Below are 12,726 nucleotides of genomic sequence, written 5' to 3'. Positions count from 1 at the left end.
CAGGCCTCCCGGCCGGGACGTGGGTCATCGCGCGGACAGACCCCGGGGCGCCGGCGCCGGAAGGTCAGGCCCCGGGGCCCGCGACGAGCTTCCCGTTCTCGAGCTTCAGCGGGACGGACGGCAGCGGCACCGTGGCCGGCCCCCGCAGCGCCTTGCCCGTGGTCACGTCGAAACGGCTGCCGTGGCAGGGGCAGTTGCCCTCCGTGCCCTCGACCTTGTCGAGGAGGCATCCGGCGTGGGTGCACTGGGCACTGAACGCCTTGTACCGGCCGGCGGCCGGGCAGCTCACGACGACCCGCTGCTCGCGGTAGAGCTTCGCCCCGCCGACCGGGACCTCGTCCGCGGCACCGAGCTCCACGGGCGCGGTGGGCGTCGGGGTCTGCGCGTGGCCGAGCTTCGATTCGGTCGAGCAGGCTGCCGCTCCCAGCCCGGCGGCACCGGCGAGCGCGGCACCCTTCAGTACGGTACGGCGGGCGGCGGGCAGGCCGGACATGCGGTCTCCACTGGTCGGGGGGACAGAGAGCCGCCGTCACCGTCCGGGGCACCGGGTGCCACGGACGTGGGACACGGAGCGTGGAGCACGGACCGCACCTGAAGCGTGGGCGACAGACCCGACCATACCCACGAAGAACGCCGCGCCGTCGACCGGCCCCGGAGAGACCCCGGCCCCGGAGGACACCGCGGTGGGCGGGCGGACGGCGGTCCCGGCGGACAGGCGCCCGCCCGGCCGGCGGGTGCGGCCGCCGCCGGAGGGCCGGCACGAGGGCAGGCGGACGGGAGGACCGGGCGACGGCGGGGCGGGCCCCGGGTGCCGCGGGACCGCCCCGTCCGCCTGGTGTCAGGCCTTCCGCGCGCGGGTGGCCTTCTTCGGCGCGGGCTCGGCCGCGGCCTTTCCGGCCGTCCTGGCGGTGGCCGTCCTGCGGGCCGTGGACGCCTTCGCGGCGACGGCCTTCTTCGCCGGTGCCTTTCGGGCCTTCCTGGCCGCGGGCACCGCCGCCTCACCGATCCGGTCCGCGCCCAGGATGTCCTGGAGGAACTTCCCGGTGTGACTGGCCGGCACCGAGGCGATGTGCTCCGGGGTGCCCTCGGCGACGACGAGACCGCCGCCGCTGCCACCCTCGGGGCCCATGTCGACGACCCAGTCGGCGGTCTTGACGACATCGAGGTTGTGCTCGATGACGATCACGGTGTTGCCCTTGTCGACCAGGCCGGACAGCACCGAGATGAGCTTGCTGATGTCCTCGAAGTGCAGACCGGTCGTCGGCTCGTCCAGGACGTAGACCGTGCGGCCCGTGGAGCGCTTCTGCAGCTCGCTCGCCAGCTTCACCCGCTGCGCCTCACCCCCGGAGAGAGTCGGCGCGGACTGGCCGAGCCTGACGTATCCGAGGCCCACCTCGTTGAGCGTGCGCAGGTGACGGGCGATCGTCGGGACGGCCTCGAAGAACTCGAGCCCCTCCTCGATCGGCATGTCCAGCACCTCGGCGATGGACTTGCCCTTGTAGTGGACCTCCAGCGTCTCCCGGTTGTAGCGCGCACCGTGACAGACCTCGCACGGGACGTACACGTCGGGCAGGAAGTTCATCTCGATCTTGATCGTGCCGTCGCCGGAGCAGTTCTCGCAGCGGCCGCCCTTGACGTTGAAGGAGAAGCGGCCCGGCAGGTAGCCGCGCACCTTCGCCTCCATCGTCTCGGCGAACAGCCTGCGGACATGGTCGAAGACTCCGGTGTACGTGGCCGGGTTGGACCGGGGCGTACGGCCGATCGGCGACTGGTCGACGTGCACGACCTTGTCGACGAGGTCGTCGCCGTCGACCCGGGTGTGCCGTCCGGGGACCGACTTGGCGCCGTTGAGCTCACGCGCGAGGTGGGTGTAGAGGATGTCGTTGACCAGGGTGGACTTCCCCGAGCCGGAGACACCGGTCACGGCTGTGAGCACGCCGAGCGGGAAGGAGACGTCGATGTCCTGGAGGTTGTTCTCCCGGGCGCCGTGCACCGTGAGCCGGCGCTTCGGGTCGACGGGACGCCGGATGTCCGGCATCTCGATCTCCCTCTTGCCCGAGAGGTACTGCCCGGTGATCGACTCCTTGTTGGCCAGCAGCTCCTCGAGCGAGCCGGAGTGGACGACCTTGCCGCCGTGCTCACCCGCGCCGGGACCGATGTCGACGACCCAGTCGGCGACCTTGATGGTGTCCTCGTCGTGCTCGACGACGATGAGCGTGTTGCCCATGTCCCGGAGCCGGACCAGGGTCTCGATCAGCCGGTGGTTGTCACGCTGGTGCAGGCCGATGGACGGCTCGTCCAGCACGTACAGCACACCGACGAGTCCGGAACCGATCTGCGTGGCGAGCCGGATGCGCTGCGCCTCGCCGCCGGACAGAGTGCCCGCGGCACGGTTCAGCGAGAGGTAGTCGAGGCCGACGTCCACGAGGAACCTCAGCCGTTCGTTGACCTCCTTGAGGACCCGCTCGGCGATCTTCTTGTCACGGGCGTTCAGCTTGAGACGGCCGAGGAATTCGGCGCACTCGCTGATCGACATGGCGGCGACCTCGGCGATGGACTTCTCCATCACCGTCACCGCGAGGACCAGCGGCTTGAGCCGGGTGCCCTCACAGGTCGGGCAGGCCACCTCGCGCATGTACCCCTCGAAGCGCTCCCTGCTGGAGTCGCTCTCGGCCTCGGAGTGCCGCCGCTTGACGTACTGGACGGCGCCCTCGAAGCGAGGGGTGGTGTAGGCGCGCTCACGGCCGTACCTGTTGCGGTAGCGCACCTCGGTCTGGATCTTGTGGCCGTGGAGCAGTGCCTTCCTGGCGCGCTGCGGCAGGCCGGCCCACGGGATGTCCGTGCGGAATCCGAGGGCCTCGGACAGCGCGGTGATCTGGCGGCCGAAGTACTCCTTGGTGTGACCGTGCGACCAGGGGTGGATCGCACCCTCGTCCAGGGACTTGTCCTCGTCCGGGACGATCAGCTCCGGGTCGACCTCCATCCGCGTGCCGATGCCCGTGCAGTCGGGGCAGGCACCGAACGGGGAGTTGAAGGAGAAGGAGCGGGGCTCCAGCTCCTCGAAGGAGAGGTCGTCGTACGGGCAGTAGAGGTGCTCGGAGTACATCCGCTCACGCTCGGGGTCGTCCGCCTCGAGGTCGACGAAGTCGAGCACGACCATTCCGCCGGAGAGGCCGAGCGCCGTCTCGACGGAGTCGGTCAGACGGCGCTTCGCGCTGTCCTTCACGGTGAGGCGGTCGATGACCACCTCGATGGTGTGCTTCTCCTGCTTCTTCAGCTTGGGGGGTTCGGACAGCTGGATCGTCTCGCCGTCGACCCGGGCCCTGCTGTAGCCCTTGGTCTGGAGATCGGCGAAGAGGTCGACGAACTCTCCCTTGCGCTCGCGCACCAGCGGGGAGAGGACCTGGAAGCGGCTGCCCTCGGGCAGGCCGAGCACCTTGTCGACGATGGCCTGCGGCGACTGGCGCGCGATGGGCCTGGAGCACTCGGGACAGTGCGGCTTGCCGATCCTGGCGAAGAGCAGCCGGAGGTAGTCGTAGACCTCGGTGATGGTGCCGACCGTCGAGCGCGGGTTGCGCGAGGTCGACTTCTGGTCGATGGAGACGGCGGGCGAGAGGCCTTCGATGAAGTCCACGTCCGGCTTGTCCATCTGGCCGAGGAACTGCCGGGCGTACGAGGAGAGCGATTCCACGTAGCGCCGCTGGCCCTCGGCGAAGATCGTGTCGAACGCGAGCGAGGACTTGCCCGATCCGGAGAGCCCGGTGAAGACGATGAGGGAGTCACGGGGGAGATCGAGCGAGACGTTCTTCAGGTTGTGCTCGCGCGCGCCACGGACGATGAGACGGTCGGCCACGCCGGTCCGCACCTTTCTGGAGAGAAGTGGGGGAACTGAGCCCTTGTCCCAGGGTATGGGGGGCGCCACAGCGATGTAGGAGGCTTTCGACTCCGAGCGTATAGCACGCGCATTCGATTTACGGTCGGCCGAAGACTCCATCACCCGAATGAGTGGCGAGGTCTACGCTCGGCCCATGACTGATCATGCGCACGACCTGGAAGCTGTACGTGAAGCGACCGATCGGCTGCTCGGTGCCATGGGCAAGCGGGACGACGGCGCCGTTGCCGAGCCGTCGCGTCTGCCGGGCTGGAGCCGCGGCCATGTTCTTGCCCACCTTTCACGTAACGCCGACGCCCTCGTAAATGTTCTCCGAGGGCGGCCGATGTACGCGAACAGCGAAACCCGGGACGCCGACATCGCCCGCGACGCACCGCGGCCCCTGGCCGAGCAGCTCGCCGACGTGCGCGCGAGCGGAGACGCCTTCCTGTCCGCGGCCGAGGAGCCGGCCGACTGGTCGCGCACGGTCACGTTGCGCAACGGTGTGACGGATTCCGCCTCCCGGATCCCCTTCCGCCGCCTCGTCGAGGTCGAGCTGCACCACGTCGACCTGGGGGTGGGATACGAGCTGGAGGACCTGCCCGAGGAGTTCGTGACCCGGGAGAACGACTTCCTGGCCGAGCGGTTCGCCGGACATCCCGACGTCGTCCCCACGACCGCGGTGACGGAGGACGGCCGCCTGTGGACCACGGGCGGCGGCGCCGACGGCGCTCCGGTCACCGTCCGGGGCACGGCCCCCGAGATCCTCGGCTGGCTCTGCGGGCGCCGTGACGGCTCGGCGCTCACCGTCGACGGCGGCGGCCTTCCCCCGCTGCCCCCGCTATAGGCTGCGTCACATGACGTACAGCGGAACGGTCAGGGTCGGCGGCCCTGCGGACGTGCACGAGCTGACGGATCTGATGATCTCCAAGGTCGCCGTCGGACCGATGAACAACAACGCCTACCTGTTGCGCTGCCGGGCCACCGGCGAGCAGCTCCTGATCGACGCGGCGAACGAGGCGGGGACCCTGCTGCGGCTGATCGGTGAGGACGGCATCGCGTCCGTCGTCACGACGCACCAGCACGGTGACCACTGGCAGGCGCTCGGCGAGATCGTGGCGGCCACCGGGGCGCGGACGTACGCGGGGAGGTACGACGCCGAGGGCATCCCGGTCCCGACCGACGAGCTCGTCGAGGACGAGGGCACGGTCCGGGTGGGCCGCGTCTCGCTGACCGCGAGGCACCTGACGGGCCACACGCCGGGGTCCATCGCCCTCGTCTACGACGACCCGCACGGGGCGCCGCACCTGTTCACGGGGGACTGCCTCTTCCCCGGCGGGGTGGGCAATACGCGCAAGGACCCGGAGGCGTTCGCGAGCCTGCTCCACGACGTGGAGACGAAGCTCTTCGACCGGCTGCCGGACGAGACGTGGGTCTACCCGGGACACGGTCACGACACCACGCTCGGCGCCGAGCGCCCCCACCTGCCGGAGTGGCGCGAGCGCGGCTGGTGAACCGGCGGACACACCGACGGCCGGGCGCCCCCTCAGGGGCCCCGGCCGTCGGCGTACGCCTGTCCCGCGCTACTTCTCCGCGGTGACGTTCTCGCTGTCGTCCTTCTCCGCGGCCTCCCGGGCCGCCGTCTTCTTGTTGGCGATCAGGCTGGTGATCGTGGTGACCACCAGGACGGCGCAGATGAAGGTGAGGGAGAACGGGATGGAGATCTCCGGGACGTGCACCCCGGACTCGTGCAGGGCGTGCAGCACCAGCTTGACGCCGATGAACCCGAGGATCACCGAGAGCCCGTAGCTGAGGTGGACCAGCTTCTTCAGCAGACCGCCGATGAGGAAGTACAGCTGACGCAGGCCCATCAGGGCGAAGGCGTTGGCGGTGAAGACGATGTACGGGTCCTGGGTCAGACCGAAGATCGCCGGGATGGAGTCGAGCGCGAACAGCACATCGGTGGTGCCGATGGCGAGCATGACCACCATGAGGGGGGTCATGACGCGCTTGCCGTTGTTCCGGATGAAGAGCTTCGTCCCGTGGTAGCGGTCGGCGACACCGAAGCGGTGCTCGATCGACTTCAGGAGACGGTTCTCCTCCCAGTCCTCCTCGTCCTCGTCGGCCCTGGCCTCCTGGATCAGCTTCCAGGCGGTGTAGATCAGGAACGCGCCGAAGATGTAGAAGATCCACGAGAAGTTGGCGATGACCGCGGCGCCGGCGGCGATGAAGATCGCACGCAGCACCAGGGCGATCAGCACACCGACGAGCAGCACCCGCTGCTGGAGGTGGGAGGGCACCGAGAACTTCGCCATGATCAGGACGAAGACGAAGAGGTTGTCGACACTGAGTGACTTCTCGGTGATGAAGCCGGCGAAGAATTCGCCCGAGGCCTGGCTCTCGCCGAAGACCAGCAGACCCAGCCCGAAGAGCCCGGCCAGCGCGATCCAGACGATGGTCCAGATCCCGGCTTCCTTGGTCGACACGTCATGGGGTTTGCGCCCGATGAAGAAGTCGACGGAGATGAGGGCGACGAGACCGAGAATGGTCAGCGTCCAGAGAGTCCATGAAACGTCCACTGCGCCTCCGGCAGTTCGCTACGGCTATAGATCAGCGTCGTCGCTGCCGGAGGTCTCTTCCACCCGGGAGCGCGGGATGCGCGCCGGGCCGACGCCCCGGGACCGGTCACAGTCCGTACTGACGGGAACGCCGCGATCGGGAGTACTCCCCTCCGCACCAAGAACAGTACATGAAGCACCAAGAAACGGTAAAGTCCGCGCCAAGGCATGATCAAAAGGCCAGTTCAGTGGCTATGTGAGCCCCACCTGATCGGCCGTCACCGAGGTCAGCGGAAGCCCCCGCGCCGGGCCGCCGCCACCAGGGCGAGAACCTGCTCCAGGACGTTGCTGCCCTGTGGGGCCCTCAGCGGCTCGTACGTCCACGCGTGCCCCACCCACGGGTCGGCGAGGTGGTCGTCCGCCACGGGGGTGATCCGCAGCAGGGACCGCCACAGCGGGTCGAGCACGGGGCCGTAGGCCCGGGCGTCCTCGCGGTCGGCCACCATCAGCAGGTGGACGCCGACCGAGGGCCCCTCATCGGCCAGATAGCGCAACTGGGTGACGGCCCTGTCGTCGAAGCCGTGCGGGAAGTCGTTGACGATGAGCAGCTGCTCCCCCGTGTCGAGATCCGGGGGCAGCGCGTCCGAGGCGCCGGCCCTGAGCGCCATCTGCACCAGGTCCACACGCCGGGTGAGGCGGGCGAGGACCGAGGACACGCCTTCCGCGCCCGCGGCGGGCGGCCCGGCGAGCACCCCGGAGCGCACGAGGGGTGCGAGGGCTCCGGCGGCGGCGCCGGCCGGGTCGATGACGTGGACGGAGAACTCGTCCGCCGGATAGACGGCGAGCAGCCGTGCCGCCAGGGCGACCGCGGTCTCCATGGCCAGCCCCCGCAGCCGGTCGCCGGACGCCGTCGCGGCCTCCTCGGAGGCGGTCCGGCCGCTGTCCACCCAGATCCCGCGCTCCAGGGGCAGCCGCACCAGCAGCGGGATGCGCAGGTCGGCTCCCTCGGGCAGACGGAGGTCGCCGATGCGCAGGGCCATCGGGATCTCCATCGGCACGCGGTAGCCGTGCCAGACGGGGTTGTCCCAGCCCGCGTAGGAGGCGGGCAGGGCCGGCTCCACCACGGCGGACTCGGCGGCGAGCTGGGCGAGATCGCGCTCGAGCGCCTCGCGCGCCCGTCCGGTGAGCTCGTCCCGCTTGGCCCTGGCCTCCTCCCGGGCGCGGTCGCCGGTACCGCCGATGCGGCTGCGCGGGTCGGAGAGCGTCCGCTCGAGTTCCTGGTCCATCCGGGACTCGGCGAAGTCGACGGCGCTGCGATAGGCGGCGACGGCGCGGGCGAGGTCCTCGAACATGCCCCAGATCTGGTTGTAGAGCCGCTCGTCCATGGACCAGCCGGTGGCATCACCGGCGACGGGCTGCGCGGGCCGGCCGGGTTCGGCGGGCGGCGCCGCCGGAGGGGGCGGGGGCGGCGCCGAGGTCTGGCGCCGAGGGTGCGCGTAGTCGATGGGCCCGCCCGGGGTCTCCGTGTGCGGTGGAGTGGGGCCGCTCAGCGGCTCGGGGGCAGGCGGGGAGGCGGGCTGACGAGCGCTGTCTCCGGGCGCCGTGGGGCCCGCGGGGTGGTGTACCCGCTCGCTGTCAGGTGAACGGGGCGGGGGCGTCACGGAGCGGGCGAGCCCGGAGGCAACGGCCTCCTGTATCGCGGCGGCCAGTTCCACCGCCCCGGCCACGCCCTGGTCGGCCAGCATCTCGGCGAGCCCGGCGGCGTAACCCTGACCGACGGCGCGGACCTTCCAGACACCCTGGCGGCGGTAGAGCTCCAGGGCCGAGACGGCCGACTCGGTGTCCAGCCCGGTGAGGGTGAAGGTGGCGATCTCGGCACCGTCGAGTCCGGTGACGGCGACGAAGGGAGCGGCCACCGCGCCGAATCTGACCGGCCTCCCGGCCCCCGCGGGCAGGGCGAGGAGCACGGTGACGCGGTGGACCGCGTCGGGCAGGGCGTCCAGGTCCACGGCCAGCCGGTGATCGGCGGCCGCCTGCCTGGAGACTTCGAGGCCGGGCAGGCGGTGCGATCCGGGGTGGGCGATCCACTCGGCGCCGTGGACCGTGCCCCGCTCGTCCCCGAGCGTTGCCCCGGCCACGACGGGTGAACCCGCCGACACCCTGATCTCCAGACGGGTCTGGGGCAAGGTGTGGTTCTGCCCCCGGACCAGCTCGGCCGTCATAGCCCTGTCCCCTCGACGTTCGGTGTGGTGCCCTGCCCATGGGCGCAGCTCCCGGCGGCCGTGCCTCCGGGAGCTGCTCGTACTGGTCTGTGGACCGGGTGTCGCCCGTGCCCGGCCGCGCCTACAGGTGCGGCAGGATCGCCGGCATCAGGTCCTGGAAGGTCCGGCCGTTCGCCGGGTTGCCGAGCGCGGTCATCTGCCATCCGCTGCCCACGCGGTGCACCTTCGCCATGATCTGCGCCGTGTACTGGCCGCCGCCGTCCAGCGTGTAGCGGGCGAGCTCCTGGCCGTTGGTCTCGTCGACGATGCGGCAGAAGGCGTGCCGCACCTCCTGGAACGTCTGGCCGGTGAAGGAGTTCACCGTGAAGACGATCTGGTCGATGTGGACCGGGACCCGCTGCAGGTCGACGAGGATCGCCTCGTCGTCGCCGCCCGAGCCGGCGCCGCCGACCAGGTTGTCGCCGGTGTGCTTGACCGAGCCGTCGTCGCTGACGAGGTGGCGGAAGAACACGACGTCCACGGGCTGCTTGTCGGCGAAGAGCACCGCCGAGGCGTCCAGGTCGATCTCCCGGGTGCGCGAGCCGAACAGCCCGCGGCGCGGGGCCGCCTGCCAGCCGAGCCCCATCCGTACCGCGGTCAGGGTCCCCCCGTCGCTCTTCTGCAGGCTGATGGCCTGGCCCTTGGTCATGTTGACCGTCACGCGCTGTCCCCTCTCCGCTTGCCCCGCAACCGTCGGTGTGCGGTATCCCCGCACCCTACGCAGTCCCCGCAGGCGAGAAGGAGTGATGGGCCGTTTTTGTGTCGGTCCTGCAACACTGCGGGCCCCACACGTCAGGCCAGCCCCGCTTCCCTCATCTGACGCAGTTCCTTCTTCAGCTCCCCCACCTCGTCACGCAGCCGGGCGGCCACCTCGAACTGCAGGTCCGCGGCGGCGGCACGCATGCGGTCGGTCATCTCCTCGATGATCCCCGCGAGCTCCGTGGCGGGCCGGTCCGTGACGACCGCGCCGTCCTTCTTCCCCTTGCCACCGGCGGCGGCCTTGCCACCCAGCGAGGGGACGGGAGCCTTGGACTCCTTGGCCTGGCGGTAGCCGGTGCCGAGCAGCTGCTCGGTGTCGATCTCCTCCCGGGCGATGGAGGCCACGATGTCGTTGATCTTCTTGCGGAGCGGCTGCGGATCGACCCCGCGCTCCGTGTTGTAGGCGATCTGCTTCTCGCGGCGGCGGTTGGTCTCGTCGATGGCCTGCGCCATCGCGGGGGTGATCTTGTCGGCGTACATGTGGACCTGCCCGGAGACGTTACGGGCGGCACGTCCGATGGTCTGGATCAGCGACGTGCCCGAGCGCAGGAAGCCCTGCTTGTCCGCGTCGAGGATCGCGACGAGCGAGACCTCGGGCAGGTCGAGGCCCTCACGCAGGAGGTTGATGCCGACCAGGACGTCGTACTCGCCGGAGCGCAGCTCCCGCAGCAGCTCGATGCGGCGCAGGGTGTCGACGTCGCTGTGCAGGTAGCGGACCTGGATGCCCAGTTCGAGGAAGTAGTCCGTGAGGTCCTCGGACATCTTCTTGGTGAGGGTGGTGACCAGGACGCGCTCGTCCTTCTCGGTCCGCTTGCGGATCTCGTGGACCAGGTCGTCGATCTGGCCCTCGGTGGGCTTGACGACGACCTCCGGGTCGACGAGTCCGGTGGGCCGGATGATCTGCTCGACGAATCCGTCGCCCCGGGACAGCTCGTACTTCCCGGGTGTGGCGGAGAGGTAGACCGTCTGGTTGATCCGGCCCAGGAACTCCTCCCACTTCAGCGGCCGGTTGTCCAGGGCGGAGGGCAGCCGGAAGCCGTGGTCGACGAGGGTCCGCTTCCGGGAGGCGTCGCCCTCGTACATCGCGCCGATCTGCGGCACGGTGACGTGCGACTCGTCCAGGACGAGGAGGAAGTCCTCGGGGAAGTAGTCGAGGAGGGTGTTCGGGGCCGTTCCCGGCGAACGGTCGTCGAAGTGCATCGAGTAGTTCTCGACGCCGGAGCAGGTGCCGATCTGGCGGAGCATCTCGATGTCGTACGTGGTGCGCATGCGGAGCCGCTGGGCCTCCAGCATCTTGCCCTGCTTCTCCAGCTCGGCGAGGCGCTGTCCCAGCTCCTGCTCGATGCCGGTGACCGCCTTCTCCATGCGCTCGGGACCCGCGACGTAGTGGCTGGCGGGGAAGACGTGGAGTGCGGCGTCCTCGCTGATGACCTCGCCGGTGAGGGGGTGGAGCGTGGAGAGCGCCTCGATCTCGTCGCCGAACATCTCGATGCGGACGGCCAGCTCCTCGTACACCGGGAAGATCTCGATGGTGTCGCCGCGCACCCGGAAGGTGCCGCGGGTGAACGCGAGGTCGTTCCGGGTGTACTGGATCTCGACGAAGCGGCGGAGCAGCTGGTCGCGGTCGACCTCGTCACCCACCTTGAGCTGGACCATCCGGTCCACGTACTCCTGCGGGGTGCCCAGGCCGTAGATGCAGGAGACGGAGGCGACCACCACGACGTCACGCCGGGTGAGCAGCGAATTCGTGGCGGAGTGCCGCAGCCGCTCGACCTCCTCGTTGATCGAGGAGTCCTTCTCGATGTAGGTGTCCGACTGCGGGACGTACGCCTCGGGCTGGTAGTAGTCGTAGTACGAGACGAAGTACTCCACGGCGTTGTTCGGGAGGAGCTCGCGGAACTCGTTGGCCAGCTGCGCGGCCAGCGTCTTGTTCGGCGCCATCACGAGGGTGGGGCGCTGCAGCTTCTCGATCATCCAGGCGGTCGTCGCCGACTTGCCCGTGCCGGTCGCACCGAGCAGGACCACGTCCTTCTCACCCGCGCGGACACGCCGGTCCAGCTCGGCGATGGCCGCGGGCTGGTCACCGCTGGGCTGGTAGGGACTGACGACCTCGAAAGGCGCCACCGAACGTTCGATCTTCGAGACTGGCCGCATGCAACCACGGTACGACCCCCCACTGACAACGGCTGGCGATCAGCGGCTGCGCGGCTGCCGGTACGCCCGGCGCGAGGCGGTCTCGTAGGGCGGGGTGTGGCGGCGCTGGACGGGGATCGAGGTCATCTGCCCGCCGCTCCGGAGGTGGCGGGCGGCCGGCCCGGCCGCCCGCTGCGGGGTGCCGCTCACCACCAGGGGGTCGATCATCACGACCACCGCCGCGAGCAGCAGGAAGCAGCCGGGTCCGATCATCATCGGCAGCAGCAGCGAGGTGGGGTCCTCGCCCGGGGGCGCCGGCGCGGCGTCGGGGTGGAGGTGCACCTGGAGCGCGGCCATGCCCGTGTAGTGCATCCCGCTCACGGCGACGCCCATGACGACGCTGGCGCAGAGGCTCGGGAGGAAGCCGTGGACGGAGACGGCCGCCCACAGCGCGGCGGTCGCGGCCACCACGGCGATCACGACGGAGAGCGCGACGGTGAGCGTGTCGTACTCGAACACTCCCCCGAAGTTCATTCCGGCCATGCCGAGGTAGTGCATGGAGGCGACCCCGAGACCGGTGATCGTCCCGCCGGTGACCAGCGCCATGCGGGTCGCGCCCCGGTAGCCGACGAGGAAGATGCCGATCCCGACCATCCCGACGCCCACGGCGAGGCTGGCGTAGGTGAGGGGCCTGTCGTAGCTGACCGGCGCCTCCCTGACGCTGAAGCCCAGCATCGCGATGAAGTGCATCGTCCAGATGCCGGATCCGATGGAGGTCGCGCCGAGGGCCAGCCAGCCGGCTCTGGACACGCCCCTCGTGCGCAGGGACCGCGCGGTGCACCGGAGACCGAGCGCGGCGCCGAGGCACGCCATGAGGAACGCCGTGACGGGGGTCACGGCGCCGTAGGTGAATCCGTCAACTGTGCCCTGCATGCTGGTACGCCCTTCGCGGTGTGCCCGGGTTCGGGGTGACCCTAAAGGGCAAGGCCCGGCAAGCAAACATAAGAGCGGCATTTTATCCGCCTCCGGGGCCTCCGAGGATTCGGTACCCAACATTCCGTTCACAACATGGCCATCATCGTCCTCCCGTCCGTTGGGCATCGGATGCGAATCTCTGCATGTCCGCATCTCGACGCGAGGAGTA

Annotated in this window: 9 protein-coding genes; 2 read left to right on the top strand and 7 right to left on the bottom strand. The window is 70.0% G+C overall.

Annotated features, from left to right (window positions below; all coding sequences use genetic code 11):
• Positions 1-64 precede the first annotated feature (64 nt).
• Positions 65-493 (bottom strand): Rieske (2Fe-2S) protein, encoded by a 429-nt coding sequence (locus tag ACIRJR_RS23590; RefSeq protein WP_403783950.1) that lies wholly within the window; start codon positions 491-493, stop codon positions 65-67.
• A gap of 345 nt (positions 494-838) precedes the next feature.
• Positions 839-3,853 (bottom strand): excinuclease ABC subunit UvrA, encoded by a 3,015-nt coding sequence (gene uvrA, locus ACIRJR_RS23585; RefSeq protein ID WP_403783948.1) that lies wholly within the window; start codon positions 3,851-3,853, stop codon positions 839-841.
• Between the two features lie 175 nt (positions 3,854-4,028).
• On the opposite strand from uvrA, the gene ACIRJR_RS23580 reads away from it, so the two are divergent.
• Both ACIRJR_RS23580 and ACIRJR_RS23575 read left to right on the top strand, forming a co-directional pair.
• Positions 4,029-4,718 carry a maleylpyruvate isomerase family mycothiol-dependent enzyme gene (locus tag ACIRJR_RS23580; protein WP_403783946.1) on the top strand — a complete coding sequence of 230 codons (690 nt, stop codon included), beginning with the start codon at positions 4,029-4,031 and terminating at the stop codon, positions 4,716-4,718.
• Between the two features lie 10 nt (positions 4,719-4,728).
• On the top strand, positions 4,729-5,385 hold the full coding sequence (locus ACIRJR_RS23575) for an MBL fold metallo-hydrolase (RefSeq protein WP_403783944.1): 657 nt from the start codon (positions 4,729-4,731) through the stop codon (positions 5,383-5,385).
• Between the two features lie 69 nt (positions 5,386-5,454).
• Here ACIRJR_RS23575 and ACIRJR_RS23570 read toward each other — a convergent pair whose 3' ends face one another.
• The 5 genes from ACIRJR_RS23570 to ACIRJR_RS23550 form a co-directional block, all read right to left on the bottom strand.
• The gene (locus tag ACIRJR_RS23570) at positions 5,455-6,450 is read right to left on the bottom strand and encodes a TerC family protein (RefSeq protein ID WP_403783942.1); all 996 of its coding nucleotides are present in this window, start codon (positions 6,448-6,450) and stop codon (positions 5,455-5,457) included.
• Between the two features lie 266 nt (positions 6,451-6,716).
• Positions 6,717-8,651, bottom strand: coding sequence for a TerD family protein (locus ACIRJR_RS23565; protein ID WP_403783940.1), 1,935 nt, complete (start codon positions 8,649-8,651; stop codon positions 6,717-6,719).
• Between the two features lie 121 nt (positions 8,652-8,772).
• Positions 8,773-9,351, bottom strand: a complete 579-nt coding sequence (locus ACIRJR_RS23560) for a TerD family protein (protein ID WP_403783938.1) — start codon at positions 9,349-9,351, stop codon at positions 8,773-8,775.
• A 131-nt stretch (positions 9,352-9,482) separates the two neighbouring features.
• Positions 9,483-11,603, bottom strand: coding sequence for an excinuclease ABC subunit UvrB (uvrB, locus tag ACIRJR_RS23555; protein ID WP_403783936.1), 2,121 nt, complete (start codon positions 11,601-11,603; stop codon positions 9,483-9,485).
• A gap of 39 nt (positions 11,604-11,642) precedes the next feature.
• Positions 11,643-12,515, bottom strand: a complete 873-nt coding sequence (locus ACIRJR_RS23550; protein WP_403783934.1) for an MHYT domain-containing protein — start codon at positions 12,513-12,515, stop codon at positions 11,643-11,645.
• Positions 12,516-12,726: the final 211 nt, after the last annotated feature.

Origin of the sequence: Streptomyces sp. NPDC102402, assembly GCF_044765765.1 — a bacterium.
Lineage (GTDB): Bacteria > Actinomycetota > Actinomycetes > Streptomycetales > Streptomycetaceae > Streptomyces.
This window is presented reverse-complemented; position numbering and strand designations above follow the sequence as displayed.

Bases quoted from the DNA above. Each gene is read 5' to 3' on its own strand.
- ACIRJR_RS23575 (WP_403783944.1), top strand. From the start codon at position 4,729: ATGACGTACAGCGGAACGGTCAGGGTCGGCGGCCCTGCGGACGTGCAC.
- ACIRJR_RS23590 (WP_403783950.1), bottom strand. From the start codon at position 493: ATGTCCGGCCTGCCCGCCGCCCGCCGTACCGTACTGAAGGGTGCCGCG.
- ACIRJR_RS23550 (WP_403783934.1), bottom strand. From the start codon at position 12,515: ATGCAGGGCACAGTTGACGGATTCACCTACGGCGCCGTGACCCCCGTC.
- ACIRJR_RS23580 (WP_403783946.1), top strand. From the start codon at position 4,029: ATGACTGATCATGCGCACGACCTGGAAGCTGTACGTGAAGCGACCGAT.
- uvrB (WP_403783936.1), bottom strand. From the start codon at position 11,603: ATGCGGCCAGTCTCGAAGATCGAACGTTCGGTGGCGCCTTTCGAGGTC.
- ACIRJR_RS23565 (WP_403783940.1), bottom strand. From the start codon at position 8,651: ATGACGGCCGAGCTGGTCCGGGGGCAGAACCACACCTTGCCCCAGACC.